General features: G+C 32.6%; 20 protein-coding genes, 1 pseudogene and 1 riboswitch. Of the genes and pseudogenes, 3 read left to right on the forward strand and 18 right to left on the reverse strand.

Going from position 1 to position 18,634, the window contains the following annotated elements; genetic code table 11:
- Nucleotides 1-162: 162 nt before the first annotated feature.
- From NRK67_05285 to NRK67_05295, 3 genes are all read right to left on the reverse strand, one after another.
- Nucleotides 163-807: an HD domain-containing protein gene (locus NRK67_05285; protein UUV18924.1), complete on the reverse strand. Its 645-nt coding sequence runs from the start codon at nt 805-807 to the stop codon at nt 163-165.
- A gap of 154 nt (nt 808-961) precedes the next feature.
- Nucleotides 962-1,627, reverse strand: a complete 666-nt coding sequence (gene deoC, locus NRK67_05290; GenBank protein ID UUV18925.1) for a deoxyribose-phosphate aldolase — start codon at nt 1,625-1,627, stop codon at nt 962-964.
- A gap of 107 nt (nt 1,628-1,734) precedes the next feature.
- Nucleotides 1,735-3,036 (reverse strand): thymidine phosphorylase, encoded by a 1,302-nt coding sequence (locus tag NRK67_05295; protein UUV18926.1) that lies wholly within the window; start codon nt 3,034-3,036, stop codon nt 1,735-1,737.
- Nucleotides 3,037-3,195: 159 nt separating this feature from the next.
- Here NRK67_05295 and NRK67_05300 point away from each other — a divergent pair, with 159 nt between their 5' ends.
- Entirely contained in the window at nt 3,196-3,852 is a 657-nt protein-coding gene (locus NRK67_05300; GenBank protein UUV18927.1) for a Crp/Fnr family transcriptional regulator, read from the forward strand.
- Between the two features lie 133 nt (nt 3,853-3,985).
- On the opposite strand, the gene NRK67_05305 is transcribed toward NRK67_05300, so the two are convergent.
- The 4 genes from NRK67_05305 to NRK67_05320 all read right to left on the reverse strand — a co-directional run bounded on the left by NRK67_05305 (nt 3,986) and on the right by NRK67_05320 (nt 6,538).
- Nucleotides 3,986-4,240: an SHOCT domain-containing protein gene (locus tag NRK67_05305; protein UUV18928.1), complete on the reverse strand. Its 255-nt coding sequence runs from the start codon at nt 4,238-4,240 to the stop codon at nt 3,986-3,988.
- 79 nt (nt 4,241-4,319) lie between these two features.
- Nucleotides 4,320-4,793: a MarR family transcriptional regulator gene (locus tag NRK67_05310; protein UUV18929.1), complete on the reverse strand. Its 474-nt coding sequence runs from the start codon at nt 4,791-4,793 to the stop codon at nt 4,320-4,322.
- A gap of 77 nt (nt 4,794-4,870) precedes the next feature.
- Nucleotides 4,871-5,422: a cyclase family protein gene (locus NRK67_05315; protein UUV18930.1), complete on the reverse strand. Its 552-nt coding sequence runs from the start codon at nt 5,420-5,422 to the stop codon at nt 4,871-4,873.
- A gap of 108 nt (nt 5,423-5,530) precedes the next feature.
- Nucleotides 5,531-6,538, reverse strand: coding sequence for a BMP family ABC transporter substrate-binding protein (locus NRK67_05320; GenBank protein UUV18931.1), 1,008 nt, complete (start codon nt 6,536-6,538; stop codon nt 5,531-5,533).
- Between the two features lie 84 nt (nt 6,539-6,622).
- A riboswitch (purine riboswitch) is annotated at nt 6,623-6,719 on the reverse strand.
- An 86-nt stretch (nt 6,720-6,805) separates the two neighbouring features.
- On the opposite strand from NRK67_05320, the gene NRK67_05325 reads away from it, so the two are divergent.
- Nucleotides 6,806-7,489: a Crp/Fnr family transcriptional regulator gene (locus NRK67_05325; GenBank protein ID UUV18932.1), complete on the forward strand. Its 684-nt coding sequence runs from the start codon at nt 6,806-6,808 to the stop codon at nt 7,487-7,489.
- A 24-nt stretch (nt 7,490-7,513) separates the two neighbouring features.
- On the opposite strand, the gene NRK67_05330 is transcribed toward NRK67_05325, so the two are convergent.
- The 9 genes from NRK67_05330 to NRK67_05370 form a co-directional block, all read right to left on the reverse strand.
- Nucleotides 7,514-7,924 carry a hypothetical protein gene (locus NRK67_05330; protein ID UUV18933.1) on the reverse strand — a complete coding sequence of 137 codons (411 nt, stop codon included), beginning with the start codon at nt 7,922-7,924 and terminating at the stop codon, nt 7,514-7,516.
- Between the two features lie 176 nt (nt 7,925-8,100).
- On the reverse strand, nt 8,101-9,828 hold the full coding sequence (locus tag NRK67_05335) for a phospho-sugar mutase (protein UUV18934.1): 1,728 nt from the start codon (nt 9,826-9,828) through the stop codon (nt 8,101-8,103).
- Between the two features lie 596 nt (nt 9,829-10,424).
- Nucleotides 10,425-10,997, reverse strand: coding sequence for an IMPACT family protein (locus tag NRK67_05340; GenBank protein ID UUV18935.1), 573 nt, complete (start codon nt 10,995-10,997; stop codon nt 10,425-10,427).
- Between the two features lie 11 nt (nt 10,998-11,008).
- Nucleotides 11,009-11,608: a TRIC cation channel family protein gene (locus NRK67_05345; GenBank protein UUV18936.1), complete on the reverse strand. Its 600-nt coding sequence runs from the start codon at nt 11,606-11,608 to the stop codon at nt 11,009-11,011.
- A 338-nt stretch (nt 11,609-11,946) separates the two neighbouring features.
- On the reverse strand, nt 11,947-12,687 hold the full coding sequence (locus NRK67_05350) for a site-2 protease family protein (GenBank protein UUV18937.1): 741 nt from the start codon (nt 12,685-12,687) through the stop codon (nt 11,947-11,949).
- A gap of 109 nt (nt 12,688-12,796) precedes the next feature.
- Nucleotides 12,797-14,449: a ComEC/Rec2 family competence protein gene (locus NRK67_05355; protein UUV18938.1), complete on the reverse strand. Its 1,653-nt coding sequence runs from the start codon at nt 14,447-14,449 to the stop codon at nt 12,797-12,799.
- 17 nt (nt 14,450-14,466) lie between these two features.
- Nucleotides 14,467-15,858 carry a dNTP triphosphohydrolase gene (gene dgt / locus NRK67_05360; protein UUV18939.1) on the reverse strand — a complete coding sequence of 464 codons (1,392 nt, stop codon included), beginning with the start codon at nt 15,856-15,858 and terminating at the stop codon, nt 14,467-14,469.
- 21 nt (nt 15,859-15,879) lie between these two features.
- Nucleotides 15,880-16,236 carry a DUF805 domain-containing protein gene (locus NRK67_05365; protein ID UUV18940.1) on the reverse strand — a complete coding sequence of 119 codons (357 nt, stop codon included), beginning with the start codon at nt 16,234-16,236 and terminating at the stop codon, nt 15,880-15,882.
- A gap of 12 nt (nt 16,237-16,248) precedes the next feature.
- Complete coding sequence (locus NRK67_05370) at nt 16,249-16,581, reverse strand: DUF805 domain-containing protein (GenBank protein UUV18941.1); 333 nt, start codon at nt 16,579-16,581, stop codon at nt 16,249-16,251.
- 182 nt (nt 16,582-16,763) lie between these two features.
- Between NRK67_05370 and NRK67_05375 the strand changes: the two are divergent.
- Nucleotides 16,764-17,087 (forward strand): annotated as a pseudogene (locus tag NRK67_05375) (GNAT family N-acetyltransferase).
- Between the two features lie 61 nt (nt 17,088-17,148).
- Here the strand turns inward: NRK67_05375 and NRK67_05380 are convergent.
- Together NRK67_05380 and nagA are read right to left on the reverse strand one after the other, a co-directional pair.
- Nucleotides 17,149-17,400, reverse strand: a complete 252-nt coding sequence (locus NRK67_05380; GenBank protein UUV18942.1) for a zinc ribbon domain-containing protein — start codon at nt 17,398-17,400, stop codon at nt 17,149-17,151.
- Nucleotides 17,401-17,484: 84 nt separating this feature from the next.
- Entirely contained in the window at nt 17,485-18,621 is a 1,137-nt protein-coding gene (nagA, locus tag NRK67_05385; protein UUV18943.1) for an N-acetylglucosamine-6-phosphate deacetylase, read from the reverse strand.
- Between the last annotated feature and the right edge of the window lie 13 nt (nt 18,622-18,634).

Genomic DNA, 18,634 nt, shown 5'->3' on the forward strand with positions numbered 1-18,634 from the left:
TATATAAATCAAGTTTTTTTCTAAATTGTACAATAAAATAATACAACAAAAAGACCCATAGATATTTTCTCAGTATAATGTAACTATCACTAGACATTAAAGAAATATCTATGAATCATAAATATTTTAAAAATAACAAAATATAGGCAAAACAAATTACTCTTATTTTTCCCCATTCCATTCAGAATGAAAATTTTCTAAAAATTCTTCCATTACCCTGTGCCTATTCTGGGCTTTTTTATATCCTGTTTTAGTATTCATCTTCTCCTTCAGGAGCAGCAATTTCTCATAAAAATGACTTATTGTATCTCCCTTTTCCTTTATATCGAGCTTACAATCCGGGTCATACATAACTCTTTTTTTATACCCTCCATACGCAAAAGTTCTCCCTATCCCTATGGCTCCTATGGCATCTAATCTGTCTGCATCCTGGACTATCTCACCTTCGATAGTTTCCATCTTGTGTTTATTTTTTCCTCCCTTAAAAGAGATATTATTAGTTATATAAATGACATGATCTATTATTTTATTCTCTACTCCTAATTCCAGCAAGAAATTAGTTATGATATCTTTTCTGTCTTCATCGGTATATCCAAATTTATGATCTGCTATATCGTGGAGGAGGGCTCCTAATTCAACCACGAAAATATCTATATTCCCCTCATATAGTGGCTTTTCCTTCTTAGCTATATCCAGTGCGTTGTTAAATACCCTTACAATATGCCACCAATCATGTCCAGATCCTTCCCCTTCTAACTTCATCTTAACAAATTCTTTAGTTTTTTCTATGATCAATTTTCTATTCATCCTCAACACTCCCACAAATATTTTTTTTATATTTTATTTTAACATATTTATTTGATCTCCATATTGAAAGATAGTCTAATCCAAAAAAGAATACTGTAAACAGTATTCTTTTTTGAGTTTTATCCTTAGATATTCACTATATAACTAAAATAGTTTAGTATTCTCCTTCTTTTGCTTTCCCTGTACTTACTAAGCTTACACCAGAAGATGTTCCTAATCTAGTTACTCCCATCTCAATATATCTCATAGCAGTTTCTATATCTCTTACTCCACCAGCAGCCTTTATCTCTGCTTTATCTCCTACTACTTCCTTCATAAGAGCTACATCTTCAAACGTAGATCCTCCTGTTCCAAATCCTGTAGAAGTCTTTACGAAATCCGCTCCTGCACTTACAGAAAGCTCACAAGCTTTTCTTTTTTCAGCATCTGTTAAATAACAGTTTTCATGGATAACTTTTAATACATGAGTTCCCATAGCTTCCTTTATTCCTCTGATTTCAGATTCTACCTCGTCAAATTTACCGTCTTTTAAGAACCCGACATTAAGTACCATGTCGATCTCATCTGCTCCATCTTCAATACATTTTTTAGTTTCAAATATTTTTGCATCTTTAGACATAGCTCCTAAAGGGAAACCTATTACTGCAGCAATTTTTACATCTGATCCCTCTAATTCTTTCTTAGCTAAAGGTACATAAGACCCGTTTACACATACTGAAAAGAAGTTATATTCACGAGCTTCCTTACATAATTTAATTATATCTGCCTCTGTAGTCGTTGCCTTTAATACTGTATGATCTATATACTTATTTATTTCCATATTTTTTATCTCCTTTTAAATTTTATTTTATTCACCTTATATTCTTTCTGTCCAAAATTTTACCCTTTTTCCTTTTTCTTTTCAACCTTTTTATTTCTATCTAATGCTTATCCGATCATATCTAATATTGTCGGTATTTTTTCTACTTTTTCCTTAGAGAATACAAAAGCTCCCCTTAAAGTTTCTATGATCTCATCTCTCATATTGTTTTGATGGTATAGAGTTAAAATAGCTTCTCCTGTCTCAAATTGATCTCCTACTTTTTTATGCATTATCAATCCAACTGAATGATCGATTATATCTTCCTTTGTAGCTCTTCCTGCTCCCAACATCATTGCAGCCTTACCTATTTTTTCAGCATCTATATGCTTTATATATCCACTTTCTTCTACATTAAATTCAAAAGTTTCAGTAGCTATATTAAGTAACGAATAGTCATCACAGATATCTGGATTTCCGCCGCTTCCTTTTACGAATTTTTTCAGCATCTCAAGAGCTTTCCCATTTTTTATAACTTCTTTTACCTTTTCGATACCTTCTTCCAATGTTTTTACATCACCTTTTAAGATAAGCGCCTGAGCTCCCAATACTTCTACCAGGTAAGTGAAATCTTCCGGGCCGTTCCCTTTTAGAGTTTCTACAGCTTCTACTATTTCTAGTGAGTTCCCTACTGCATTTCCCAATGGTTCATCCATATTAGTAAGCATACATACGATATTTCTATCAAATGCCTTCCCTAAATCATACATTGTCTGGGCTAATTTACGTGCCTCAGCAAGATCCTTCATAAATGCTCCGGATCCTACCTTTACATCTAAAATTATTGCATCTGCATGAACTGCCAGTTTTTTACTCATTATAGAGCTGGCAATAAGTGGAATACTCGATACAGTAGCCGTAACATCTCTCAACGCATAAAGTTTTTTATCCAAAGGAACTATTGTGTCTGCCTGTCCCATAAGTCCTGTTCCTGTTTCATTTACTATCTTTATCAACTCTTCCTTTGAATTGCTGAATTTAAACCCTTTGATCGATTCAAATTTATCTATAGTTCCACCAGTATGACCCAGCCCCTTACCAGATAATTTCGCTGTTCCCATTCCCAGAGCACCAAATATAGGAGCTAAAGCGATAGTTGTCTTATCTCCTACCCCTCCTGTAGAATGTTTGTCTATCAAGAATTTCTCCACACCAGGAAAATCTATTGTATCTCCTGAATCTATCATAGTTTCTGTAAATACCTTCAATTCCTCTGTCGTCATCCCGTTAAAGTAAACAGCCATTAAAAAAGATGCAATTTGATAATCAGGTACTTCTCCCGCCTGATAATTTTCTAATAAAAATCTTATTTCCTCATCGGTTAAAATTTCTTTTTCCCTTTTCTTTTGGATAATGTCAACTATTCTCATTTTTAGCCTCCCATATAATACAACTATACCTATATATTATAACTTATATTTTCTTATTTCCTCTTAAATCACCATTATTATTTTGATTTTCTTCTAAAAATATGATATAAAATTTTATAAGTTAATTATAGGACAGGTGGCAGAAATGGAGGGAAATCAATGAAAAGCAATCTAATTATAGAAAAATTTATCAATATATATAAATTGAACAACTTGTTTTCTAAAGAAAATATCAATTTATTTAAATTGAAAAAATATTCCAAAGGAGAAAATATAATCAACGCCAAAGATGAAGTAAAACACATATATTTCATCGTATCTGGAGGAGTTGATATCCACTCTTTTTTAGCCAGCGGCAGGAGCATCTTCATCAATAAATTATCTCCCCCGGAAATATTTGGAGATGTAGAGTATTTAGGAGAAACTACCATGTTGTTTGATGTGGCTGCTAACTCTAATAATACTATTATTATGAGTATCTCATTTAAAGCCATTGAAGCGCATTTGAGTAATAATTCCCAGCTATGGAGATTTTTAGGGGTGGCTTCTACCCGAAAATTATTAAAAACAAACAGAGCTATCCTTCTAAAGGAAGGATTTAATCTGAAAAACATATTAGCCCTTCACTTGGTTAAAAACGATCACCTTATTAATTTCAAATCTTTAAATGAACTATCCAAAGAATTAAATGTCAGTTATCGTAATCTAACCAGGATAATAAAATTTTTCACAGATTCAGGAATAATAAAAAAAGATCGAAAAAGTATCATTACCTTAGATAAGGATGCTATAAAAAGATATTCTAAAGAGATATAAAAGTAATGTGACACTGCATCTAGACCCTTACTAATTCTGGTATCAGGTTTATATATTAATCCCTTTTAGACTCCCTTAAAGAATAAAAAACTAGGATTTTTTAAATCCTAGTTTTTTATATCTCTTTTATCTTTTAATCTCTTAATTTTTGTTTTATGTCCTGATATTCTTCCCTTGTAATCTCACCATTAACGTACCTTTTCTTTAGTATTTCCATACAATTTTCATCCTTATTCCCTCTGAAGCTTCCTACTCTTCCAAAAGAAAATTTTCTAAATATCGATACTATTGATACAACAATCAATATCCAGAATATAAACATAAATATTCCATGGCCAAAAAACATCGAATTTCCAAAACTAAAACCTAATCCACAACTATTTATCATTACTCTCTCCTCCTATTTTTCACTCTAAAATTGTATTATAGTTATGTGAAAATTGAGTGAAGTTCTCATTTAAAATCTTTTATTTTTTTATTTCTTTTAATTTATGCATCTCTTTTTGCAGGTGGTCATTTGATCTTTCCAAAAACTTTAAGATAGTGCTTTGTTCCTCTCCAGTAAAGGCTGAATAAAAATTCATCTCTCTGTGTTTTGCTGTTTCATGAGATTTCTTATGATCTAAATAAACCTCCATTCCCTTTGAAGTTAATTTAAAATACACCTCTTTTTTATTCCCTTCCTCCTTGAAGCTGGTTATAAATTCTTTCTTTATTAATTTTCTTGTAATCTTAGTAATCCCCCCCCTGGTCATCCTCATTGTATTTGACAGTAAAGTAACATTTGGAGCTTCCAGCTTTTCAATATTATCTATACAGTGGATCTCTGACAGCGAAAGGTCCCAGTTCTTATTTTTATTTGATAGATCGTTGTATACCTCTGCCTTTTCTAAAAATTCAGATATTTTTTCAAATATAAGTTCCTCTTTCATTTTTTCCATATTCATTCCTCCTATCTATATCAAGGCTCATAAAGGTTATCCCTGTAACTTCAATCTTCCTGAAATCACCTCTTTCACTACCCTAAAACTTCTATTTCTACCGGGATAGCTGTAGCCCCTTCTTTTTGATTCCATTCTAACTTCAATTGAATTATACTAGAAACCTTATCTAAATTAGTCATATTTTCAATTACATAGGTTCCTTTAGTCTCTGTATATTCATCTATCTTTCGATGATCTCTTCCATGTTGAATTCCATGAAGATCTATCCCTATAAATTTTACTCCTCTGTCTATGAGTGAATCTACCGCTTCATCTGTCAAAAATGGTGCACCTTTTAAATTTAAATATTTCTCCGTCCCATAACCGAATTTTTCCATAAAACCAGTTCTAAAAATAACAAAATCCTCTTTTTCAACTTCAATTTTTTCTACTCTTTCATAATCTATGATATCCAAATCTCTGACATCAACAACCACTCCTCTACACAGCTTTAAAGACAGATCTAAATCAGAATAGTTATACACATCTATATGGGTCCCTATATGTCTCGCCTGATGCTCGTCCTGCTTTTCAGCCCACGCTCTAAGTTTTTCCGGCATTTCAACAGTTTTTAAATTTAATTTCATAACTCTACCTCCTTTTTGTTTACAAGGAAACAATACCACTTCTTTTGTTTCTTTGTCAACAAAAAGTTTTTGTAATAAAAAACCCTCCAAAATTGAAGGGTTCAAAACTTATTTTATTTTAATCTTTCCTGAGATTAAGTCTTTCTTTATTTGTTCTAATTTAGCTAAATTTTCCTCTCCTATTAGTTCTTTAGAAAATTCAAAGTTAGTAGTTCCCATTCCATTTTCTTTTAATCCTAAGACAACTGTTCCACCTTTAAAGTTTCCAGCTAATCCCTCTGAAGCTGCATTAAATACAGATATGTCCACTCTTTTTAAGATTGAAGTTAAGATTTTTCCCTCTACTTCTCCATCCTGGTTTGAATCTACACCAATTCCATATAGGTCTTCTCTTCCTTTTATAGCTTCCATAACTCCTCTACCAGATCCACCTGCTACTGTAAATATAACATCTACACCGTTTTCTGCCATTGAGATAGCTAATTCCTTTGCTCTAGCAGGGTCATTGAATGGATTACTTCCACCAACATATATATCCTTTACTTCAACATTTGGATCCATATAAAGTGCTCCCTGCTCATAACCTTCATAAAAACTCTTTATTACCGGAGCCTCTACCGATCCTATAAATCCTAATGAATGATTTTTACTTACCATTTGCCCTAAAGCTCCTGCTAAGAAAGATCCCTCTTTTTGATTAAAGATTATAGATTTTACATTTGGAAGATCTACAACTGAATCTATAAGTACAAAATTACTTCCTGGATACTCTTTAGCTACCTTTTCAATACCTTTTTCAGCATCAAAACTTACAGCAATTATAAGGTCATAGTTTGCTTCTGCAAATTCAGTAAGGAATTGATCAAATTCTGAAAGTGTTGTAGGCTCTACATATTTAACTTTTACTCCTAACTCTTTTTCCGCTTTTAAAAGACCTTCATAAGCTGAATCACTGAAAGATTTATCTCCTAATCCACCTAAACCAAGTACTATTCCTACTTTATAATCAACTTTTTTTACCCCTTCATTTCCTGCGTTCTTAGAATCCTCTCCCTTTCCACAAGCAGTCAATAAGATCAAGCTTAAACCCATTAAAAATAATATTATTCTTTTCATCTTTTCATTCCTCCTAATTTTTAAACAACATCAACAATATCTTATTTCTATATGTAAAAACTAAAAACAGCTTACCAAAAAGTAAACTGCTCGCAATTTACTCATAGTGGCTAATTTAGGTTAGCCGTAGAAACTTTTGTCCATATCACAAATTTATATGAGTTGATTTATTTTTTTATGGTAATATGATAGTATAATAGCATAAATAAAAATAGGTCCTATGTCCTTTTTTACCCATGAAATTAATTTAAAAGAGAGGTGTAGTCGATGAAAATCATTAATAGTCCCAATTTATTAAAAAAATATATTGAATTATATAATATCAACTCCATTTTTTCAAATAACCTTGAAAAATATATGACCCTCTACCAATTTAAAAAGAATGAACATCTGTTTACCTCCTCTGAAAAGGTAAATTATTTCTATCTATTGGTTGCCGGAGGTACAAAAATCGTTTTAAACTTGGAGAATGGAAAGTCACTCCTAATTGATTACAGTAAACCCTTGGAGATGTTAGGAGAGATGGAGATCATTAATAATCCATATTCAAAATATGATATTATTGCTACTGAAGATACTACCGTAATCGGTATTGGCATGAATATTTTTTCAAAGTTAATTGCCAATGATCCGATATTTTGGAAGTACCTGTACAGTTCTACCCTGAATAAATTACAGGCTACTGTTAATTCAAATATTATTTCCTCCTCCTATAGTTTTGAGCATGTTTTGGCCAATTACCTTATCAACCATGCTGTAGAAAAGGGAGATGAAATCTCCATAGAATCTATCAGTTTTAACGATCTGTCCCAGCTTTTAGGAACCAGTTACAGACATCTCAACAGAGTTTTAAAAAAATTCATTGAGCAGGGGTTGATAAAGAAAGACAAAAGAAGGATAGTCATTACAGACTATGAAAAATTAAGTGAGTATTATATAGAACTATATTAAAAAAAGAGCGAAAGCTCTTTTTTTTTACATATTTTTTACATCATATTTCATATTTACGATATCTGCTTTAATAGCAGGAACTATCTCTTTCCAGATAATTTTCTTTTCTGCTGCAAACTCTTTTTTCATCTTGTTTATTTTTTCAAATAGTGATAGATAGATCTCTCTGACTTTTTTATTTCTAAGGTCTGTCTTATATACCTTGTCAAACTCTATTAAGATATTATCTACACAACCTTCATTTACAAAATTTTCCCCATCATAACTGGTTTTAAAAAGCATCAACATAAATTTATATCCAAATTTTGCTTTATCCAGTTTGCAGTATTTTAAAGTGTAAATATCTCCATCTGCAATTACATTTGAAATAAATCTTCCATCTATATGATCAGCTACCTTCTCCTTTATTTTTAATACATGATTTTCATTTTCCATTGTCTTTCAACTCCTAAATATTTTTTATATTACATTCTACCATATGATCCATTAAAACAACTAAAAAGAAAGGAGAATCCGCAAACTCCCCTTTCTTTTCAACTATATATTTTTAGTTATCATTTTTTACTTAATTTTAAAAAATTATAAAATCAACATTAAGAAATTAAGAGGGTCTATAACCCCTTTGTAAACTCCCCGAATTCCACCATAGTCTCTTCTAATTTCTTTTCCGCCTCTGACTTACTGTCTGATTTTACAGCAAAATAATATTTTATTTTTGGCTCAGTTCCAGATGGTCTGGCTGTTATATATGTTCCATCAGCTAAAACAAATTGGAGTACATTAGATTTTGGAAGATCTAATTTGATCTCTGTACAAGCTGTCTTATCACATTCTATCTGTAATTGAAAATCTCTTACCACTACAACATCTTGGCCTAACAGTTGTTTAGGAGTATTTTCTCTTAGAGTTTTCATGATATTTGTGATTTGTTCTGCTCCATCTTTTCCACCCATAGTTATTGCAGTGATTCCTTCTCTATACCATCCATATTTATCATACATCTTATCTAATTCTGCTGGGATATCTGTCCCAATAGATTCATAATAGGCTGCCATCTCAGATAAGATCATAGTAGTTACAATAGCGTCTTTATCTCTGGCATGGGTCCCTATGAGATATCCGTAAGATTCTTCAAATCCGAATACATAACTTCCATCTAAGACTCCGTCTTCAAATTGTTTAATTTTTTCTCCTATAAATTTAAACCCAGTTAACGTTCTGTACATCTTTACTCCATGAGCTTTTGCTACTTCATCCAGCATAGGAGTCGATACTACAGTAGAAATTACTGCACCATTAGAAGGGATATCTTTTTTAAATTTCAAGATATATTCCATCAGTAATAATCCTACCTGGTTTCCATTTGGATATGACCAGTTACCTTTTTTATCTTTTACTGCTATCCCCAATCTGTCTGCATCGGGGTCATTTGCCATTACAATAGATGAACCTTTTTCGTCAGCTAATTCAATTCCCAATTTAAATACTGCTGGGTCTTCAGGATTTGCATATCCCACTGTAGGGAATGTCCCGTCAGGCATCTCTTGACTCGACACTGTGTATACAGATTTAAACCCGCATTCATCCAATATTCTTTGTACAGGAACTCTTCCTGTTCCGTGTAGCGGAGTATATACAATCTTATAATCTGCTTTGTTCGGGATATCAGTTATAATCTGCTCAGTCTTTACAACTTCCATATATTTATCGTCTAAATCTTTTCCTACTATAGTCAACAATCCCTTGGATTTAGCTTCCTCTTCAGAGATAAGTTTAATATCTCCCAGATCTTTAACATTTTTAACACCATTTACTATTCCGCTGGCATGAGGTTCTACACATTGAGCCCCGTCATTCCAATAAACTTTATATCCGTTGTACTCTACCGGATTATGTGATGCAGTTACTACTACACCTGCCTGGGTTCCTAACTCTCTTACTGCAAATGATAGTTCCGGAGTAGATCTAAGGGATTCAAATAAATATGCAGGAATTCCATTGGCAGCCAAAACCAAAGCTGTATTCAACGAATACTCTACCGACCCGATCCTGCAGTCATAAGCTATCACAACACCTTTTTTTCTTACAGCCTCTGCATCTACTTCTAATAGATAATTTGCAAACCCCTGAGTCGCTTTTCTTATCATATATTTATTCATTCTGTTGATTCCGTTTCCTCTAACTCCTCTTAATCCTCCTGTACCGAATGCTAATTCAGTATAAAACCTTTCCTCTATCTCTTTTTCATCTCCCTTTATAGAAGCTAATTCTTCCCTATCCTCTTTATCTATATGTGGTGAATTTAACCATATTTCATATTGTTTCATATAATCTTTCATAGTTCCCCTCCAATTTTAATTTCTACTTCTAATAGATGATACTTTTTTTCCATATTTTTTTCAAGTAAGATTTTCGATTCAAATCTACCCATCCCTTGTTTTTACCACCAATTTTTAACTCATAGAAGTTTTTAAATTTACCTTAATTATCACAAATTTTTAGAACCTCTCAACACAGAGACTCACCGAGGTAAAATAAGAGATTCATAGAGATTTTTTAGTGTATCCCTATATCCAAGTTTTTTCTTTTTCTTGGTTTTAATCGAAGTTTATAGTCATTACACTTCAGCAATACTGTTTCTACAATGACGATTGTGACAGAGGTTATTGCTTCGTCTTCCCCATTTAGAGTTCATATTCAAAATTAATTCTAAAGTTAGAATAAATTTTGATACTCATGAAACCTCATAACGAGGAAGTATAGTAATTTTCTTGAACTTTTTGTATCTCATTTTATTCCACATCTTAATTTTTTCTAAATAGAACTAAATTAAGTAATCGTGAATTGAGAAACTATAAGAAGGAAGAGTTCAATTTTCTTTGATTCCTTACTCTGTACTCAATTTATCAATAAAAAAAGGCTGAATAATTCAACCTTAGTTTTCTATCAATATAATTCCCCTTATTTCCTTTAACTTTAAAAGAACTTCTTCTGAGATTCTTCCCCTGTAGAGAATTTGTTCCCCGTATTCCTTGGAAAACTCCTCTTCCCCCTCTAACAGCTTATCTATCTGACTAGACCTGTCATAAGAAAATTCTATCACTATATTTATTTTGGGATTCCATTCCACTATTCCAGCTTCTTCCACAGCTAATTTTGCAGTTTTAGCATAATTTCGAATAAGTCCCCCGGCTCCTAATTTTATCCCGCCGAAATACCTGGTAGCTACTACGACTAAATTATCCAGGCCCAGTATATTTAAGATCTCTCCCATAGGTTTCCCTGCTGTTCCGCTAGGTTCCCCATCGTCATCTACCTTGTAGTATTCCTGACCATTTTCTAACACCTTATATGCACTGCAGTTATGCCTTGCATCTGGATGTTTTAATTTTATCTTTTTTATAAAATCCTCTGCCTCATTCTTTGTAAAAATAGGCTTGATGTACCCTATAAATCTAGATTTTTTTATCTCAAACTCTATTACACATTCTCTTTCTATTGTTTTCATTTAATCTCACCTTATAGTATTTTTTTTGATAAATGAATATTATACTTGATCGTAACTACCCTTACAGCAAATATACATATAACAGCTATATTTTTTAATAACATTCTGTCTATATCTGTGTAAAGAACTAGAGTACCATAGATTGCTCCTGATACCATACAAAGAGATGCATACACATCTTCTTTAAATATATAAGGAACTTCCCTTACGAAAATATCCCTTAATAATCCACCTACAGCTCCTGTAAGAGTGGCCATAATAGCTATTCCTAATATACCTAATCCATTATCTATCCCTTTATCTGCCCCTATTATTACAAAGACTGCAAGACCTGCTGCATCCAATGTTTTTACTACTTTATAGTAATATTTTACCTTGTCTGAAAAATAAAATGCTAAGATGGATACTCCCAATGAAACATATACAACCCACTCATTTTTTACTGCAAAGGGAAGTTGATTCATGATCACATCTCTTAGTACTCCTCCACCTAGCCCTGTAGTCAGACCTATTACCGCTACTCCGAATACATCTAAATTGTGTTTTCCACCCTTTAATGCCCCTGAAATTGATGATGCCATAACACCTAAAATATAAATAACTTGAAACATTTTTCCTCCTAATAAAATATAATAATTTAAGATGTAGATTGTTAAATTATAAAAAAGAGGAATTGCCCCGTTTATTCCATATTTTCTCTATTAATCTCTTCTTTTTTTCATCTTATCCGTATAAATTATCATATTTGTCCTATTTTTTCAACATATTATTAGGATGTTTTTAGATTATTTTTTTATTTTTATTTTAACAGTATATTTGAGATTTCTTTCACTTAATTTAGTTATATATTCTATATATTTCATTTGATTTTCTACCTTTTTCAGTCATTATATTCACTATGATTTCTCAAACCTTTAGTTCTTGTGAAGAGCCAGTTCTTAACTAACTTTTACTGTATATACATATTTAAGATATTCACTAAAAATCCAAATATTGGGTCGATTATTTTCCATAATATCCCCAGATAACTTAATACAATTATTATAAAAAATCCATATCTGTCTAAATTCTCGACCATATCTTTTATCCACTCTCCTCCAAGGCTCCATAGGATCTTTGAACCATCTAAAGGCGGAATAGGTAAAAGATTAAATATTCCTAAAACTAAGTTTATCCTGATTAAATAAACTGTCGCCATATGAACTATATCATTCGTCATATATATTTCCGGAAAAAATTTAATTATACTGGCACCTAAAAAAGCCAGTGTAAAATTTACCACTACTCCAGCTATAGATACCATGAAAACACTAAATTCTCCCTTTTTTAAGTTTCTGTAGTTTACAGGAACTGGTTTAGCCCAACCTATAACAAAGGAAGATCCCATCAAGATCAATCCGATAGGTAGTAACATTCCCAAGGGGTCTATATGCTTTATAGGATTTAATGTTAAACGCCCCATCACTTTTGCTGTAGGATCTCCATTTAGATAAGCTGTCACTCCATGAGCTAATTCATGCAATATTATAGATATCATAAGGATTCCAATCATAATAAGTATCATTGGTGTTTTTATCAAACGCCCTGTCATAAACACCAATAATAACCCTGCCAGACCTCCGTAGATAATCTTGGTAGATCTGGGCATATCTTTGTTTACATATTTAAAATTTTCAAAAAACTCTTTCATATTTTAACTCCTTTTTATTCTCACTTTACATCACTTAAAAAAGTAATATGACGTTGTATCCAGAGAGGCACAATCTAGTTTATGATATTCTTTTTTCATTCTATAGATTTTATCTTTCGCTCTCTTTTATCTTTATCTTTCCCTTTTCATTTATAAAGTATTCATCTTCTAACCTTATTCCCTCACCCTTATTTAATATCGTGTTTTCTGCACCAGGATAAGCCTTCTTTAACTCCTCATTTTTCATCTCATAGGAGGTCACTATATAATCCAATTTATTTATCCTGTTGTCTTTCAGCAAAAGGAGATCTCTCCTTTCTGGTCTCTTATTCAAAAATAATACTTTATTGGGAGTACTCCTATAGTTCATCCACTTCAAATCTAATTTTTCTATCCTCTGAGGTGGTACTAGAAATATTAAGGGGATTACCCCTAAAGATATATACCAGTATCTTCTTATTTTTTCCCTTTTAAAGAGGATGAATAACAGTATTATAACATATAAGAAGATATATAATAATAAGGAGATTTTAGCATAAAACATCAAAGTTAAAAACGGAATTTTAGAAAATATATCTATTATAAAGATCAAAAATTTATAGGACATATATCCAATTGGGATCAATAGTTTTTCCAATCCTATAAAGGATAGTAAGAGAGATATAAATAATATCAGTACCGTGACCGACCCCAGTGGGATAACTATTAAATTCGGGATAAAGGAAAATAAGGGCAAAACTCTAAAATAATATAAAAATATAGGTATCAAAATAATTTGGATGGAAAAACTCAATATAAGAAAATTAACAACCTTATATTTCATTAATTTTTTAGGTAAGATCTCTCCTAAATACCCCTTGACTTTGGGATCTAAAAACAATATTCCTGAAAGGGCCAGATAGGACATTTGGTAGGAGATACTTCTGACAGCATAGGGGTTGATAAAATTAGAAACTATAAAAGCCACCATCAATGCTTTTATCATCTCCCTCTCCTCATAAAAAATTTTAGCAGCCAAATATAATATCCCCATAATATAGGCCCGCTGAACTGAGGGAGTAAATCCCACTCCATAACAATAAGCTGTAAGGATTACTCCTGCCAGCCCATACCTTATCTGGTAGGGCAGCCTTTTTAACAAAAATAGTATGGAAACTATTATTATTCCTATATGAAGCCCTGATATTACAAGAATATGTGAAGTTCCTGTATAGTTAAATTTTTTTCTTATCTCTTCAGATATTCCCTCTTTCCTTCCTAATAGAACTGCCTTGGTAAAATTTTGAAATTCATAAGAAAAATCAGACCCCAGTTTATCTACTCTGTTGTTTAAAAAATCTCTGATCCTGGTCTCTATCTTTTCCTCTTTTAATATAGACATTTCGACCCTGTTATTTTCTATTTTATTTATTCTTCCTAGAGTTTTATAGGATCCCTCCTCTAAAAACTTATCTAAAACAGGGTAATAGCTGACCTTCAAATATTTTTCATCCGCTTTTATTATCTTAGCTCTATCTGAGATCACTTCTATCTGAAATTCATAGATTTTATCTGCACTCAACTTTTCCATGGTTCTTAAAGTGTAATTTCCATACAAATATATCGTCATCCCCATCAAAACCAATGCTAAGATCTTATCTTTTCTCTTAAAATAAACTCCCAGGATAAATAAAAGGGAACAAAGCAATGCTTCCCTCCCTCCTAAAAAATTGACTACAGATACAAATATTGCATTTAAGAAAAATATCATATTTATATCCATGAGATCTCCCCCTTATTCTAATATTTTATTGCTGTAATAGCCTGATACAGATCCAAAGCGTAACTGTCTGTCATCCCGCAGACAAAGTCCGTTACCAGGTGCAGTTCATTGTATAATTTATTCTCAGTATCTGGATATTTCTTCATTAAAAATCTATAATTACTGGAGATTAGTCGAAATAGTTTTTGTTCCTTGGTTCCTATTATTTCCCTGTTAGGTGAAGCCACAGCATCTGTAAACTCCTTCAATAAAACCCTGATTATTGCATCTCCTGCAACCTCTAACTTTATTACTTCCTTTTCGCTGATCAATATCTCTAAGAGCTCACGAAAAGCATACTCTACCCAGCATGCCTTTGAATTTTTTAAAAGTTCACCTCTGTAATTTCCTTCCATAATCTCACTGTAATACTCTATAAAAGTATCCACAACCGAATCCATCATAAAATTTTGTAACTTCTTCCTCGCCACTTGGATAGCTATCTCAAATGGTTTAGGATAATCTGAATCGACCTCTATAACCTCTAAACTCTTCAATATCTCTTTTTCTTTTTCACTGGTTATATCACAATATTTAAATAATTTTTCCTTGATAATCTCCAGTCCTAAAACACCTTTTTTACATCCATCCTCAATATCCGCTATTGTATATGCAATATCATCTGCTGCTTCTAATAGGTAAACCAGCGGGTATCGTACTATCTCATTCTCCTTGTTTTTTATCTCCAAAGTATCAAATATTTTTTCAAAGGATTCCTTTTCACTGGAGAAATATCCAAATTTTTTATAACTGGGATCTTCATTTTTTATACATCCCTCTGTAGAGGATCTGGGATATTTTATTATTGTGGCCAAAGTTTGAAATGAAAGGTTCAGTCCGTTTTCATCTCTTAAATATTGAAGTTTTTTTAGGAGCCTGAAAGCCTGGGCATTCCCTTCGAATTTTTCAAAATCATACCGTTCCTCTAACGACCATGGATATCCGTAAAAATCAACATTATTTTCAAATTTTTCTTCAAAATATTTAGTGTAAAAATCATGGATGATAAATTCCCCATAATGACCAAAGGGAGGGTTCCCTATGTCATGTACCAGAGATGCAGCCTTTAAAATACTTTCAATCATCCCTTTCTTCTCTTTGGGCAATTCCTCCATCTCTACCAGCTTTTTCTCCACTTTGTTTCCTATTATTTGTGCTATTGTAGATACCTCTATGGAGTGAGTCAGCCTTGTTCTGACAAAATCATTGCTCTCCAAAGGGTATATCTGAGTCTTATTCTGCAACCTTCTAAAAGCTGAGCTGAAGATGATCTTAGAAGAATCTTTCTTTAATTCCTCCAATTGGTTGTCTACATCTTTATTCCTAAAATATTCCACATCCAGTAATTTTTCCCATTTCATAGTATCCATCCTTTTGTAATTTATATTTCATTAAAATCTTGTTTCCCTCAGACACTCTCCATACTGATTTGGCCCTTCCTCTCCCTCTTTAACCATTAAAATCAAGAACCATATCCAGCCTATTAATGGAATCAGTATAACCAGCTGCATCCATCCGCTCTTTCCTATGTCGTGTAATCTTCTTATGGTCACTGCAATTCCCGGGATAAATATAAACAATGCATATATTCCTGAAAGAATTCCACTTTCAGGAGTTATCACCTGTTCCACTGTAGCCAATGCTATATTTATTGCAAAATTGACCAATACGAACATCCAGTATTCTCTCCTGTCAGCTCTTCCATAAAAATCTTTATACTGCCTCAATACCTTTAAATAATAGTTCATTTTTACCCTCCCTTAATCTTCATATTCTCCTACTACAAACCCGGGTCTTGCCAATTGTATCAAAACCCATATAGGCCCCACTATGGGTATCAAACCTATAGCTTGCCACCAACCGCTTTTACCGACATCATGTAACCTTCTACAATGAAGTGCTATTACAGGAGTCCAAATAAACAATATATATAGACTCTTTAAAAAATGTTGATCACCATACAGGAAATTATCCACAACGGATATTGCCAAAAATATAATACAACTAATCAAGGTAAACATCCAATATCCTTTCCTCGTTGTAAACCCTTCGTAATCTCTCCAACGTTTAAAAACATCAAAATAATAGTTCATAGTTTCCTCCTTTTATTTAGTTGAGGTATGATGCTGAAACTTCTTTTATAACCTAAAAGCTTCTAATTGATTTATTACCAAAATTATCTAATTTTTCCTTTTTTTATCGCTATACTCCTAAGTTATAAAATAGACTTTTTATAACTTATAAGCTAAACTATTTTTATAAATAAATTTTATAGGGGGAAAATATCGGCGGATGCGGAGTAAATAGTATCGACTGGAAAAACAACAAAGCAGTAATCGGGATATTTATAGGAGATAAGGAATATTGGAATAAGGGATATGGCAGTGACGCCATAAATACCTTAGTTAAATTTGTATTTGAGGAGATGAATATCAATAAGATAGCTCTCTGTGTCTACTCTTTCAACGAAAGAGCCGTCAAATGTTATGAAAAATGTGGTTTTACCCAGGAAGGTATTCTAAGGGAGGAACTTTTCAGAGAAGGGAAATATCACGATGAGATATTGATGAGTATGCTGAGAAGGGAGTATTACAAATAAAAAGAACTCCTCTCTAAGATTCAATGGAACTTTAGAGAGGAGTTCTTTTTCATATATAAGTTTAATTTTTTTCTTCACCCCTTGCTTCTCTAAAAAAATAATCCAACTCTTTTTTAGACTTTAAAACTTTGCATTTATTGCAAAAAAATTGTTGCGCCCCGCAAGAAGATAATTTTTCCAACTCTTCTCCACACACTTCACAAAGTGCTCTTTTTACAAACCTTTTTTTACAGTCTCCACAGTAACGTTCTCCTGTTCCATTATTTTTAATTATATCTCCACCACAATTTGGACATTTTGTTAATTCATCCATAAGTTACCACTCCTTTTTTATTTATCTTACTACAAAACCAAAAAAACTTCTAATTACAAATACGCAACTAGAAGTTTTTTTAATCTATCTTTTGCTTTTTCCCTTTACTATTACATTAGTTAACTCTATCTTTTCATCTAAAATAACTAAATCAGCTGTATAACCAGCTGCTATTCTTCCATACCTGTCATCTATCTTCACTGCTTTAGCAGGATAGAGAGATGCCATCCTCAGAGCTTCTTCCAAAGACACACCTACATGTTCTACCAGATTCCTGACTCCCTGATCCATAGTCAATACCGAACCGGCCAAATTTCCCTCCTCATTTCTCAGCTGACCATCTTTATGAAAACATCTCTTTCCCTCAAACATAAATTCAGGCATATCTGTTCCTGCTGGAGAAGCAGCATCGGTTACAAGATATAACCTTTCTCCCATTATTTCCTTAGCAACCCTGACGCTTCCATAATGACAATGGAACCCATCCACTATTATCCCGGCTTCTATATCTTTCGAATCAAATATAGCTCCTACAACTCCAGGCTCCCTATGACTAAAAGAACTCATAGCATTATATAGATGAGTAGCTAAAGTGATCCCATAAGGTTTTTTTCCCATAACCTCTTCATAAGTTGCATTGGTGTGTCCAAGAGCCACATGTACTCCTCCATTTTTCAGAGTTTTAATATGTTCAGCCTTGGCATTTTCAGGTGCTAAAGTAAGGATAGTTGTCTTTGATTTAGATATTTTTTTTATAATCTCATCCGATAACACCCTTATCAAATCTTCCCTATGAGTCCCCTTTTTATTTACAGAGATATAGGGTCCCTCTATATGAAGTCCCAAAACTCCTAAACTTTCCAGATCCTCAATCTCCTCCATGACCTGAAGGGCATCCTCTATCTTTTTATCCTCACAGGTAATAAGGGTAGGAGTATACAATGTACACCCGTATTTTATATTGGTTTCATTCATTATTTTAAATGTTTCAGCCGATAAATTATCATTCACCAGAACTCCTCCACAGCCATTAAGCTGCAGATCTATAAATGCCGGGGCTATAAGATTTCCACCCATATCTTTTTTTTCTATATTTGGATATAAAATGTCTAAGTCCTCTGATTTCACTACCTCTTTTATCTTTTTCCCGTCTACAATAACTGCCCTGTTAAATACAGTTTTTTCTCCGGTAAATATTCTCCCCTTTACCAATGCGTACATATATTTCATCTCC

This window comes from Fusobacteria bacterium ZRK30, assembly GCA_024628785.1.
In the GTDB taxonomy this organism is placed as follows: Bacteria; Fusobacteriota; Fusobacteriia; order Fusobacteriales; family Fusobacteriaceae; genus Psychrilyobacter.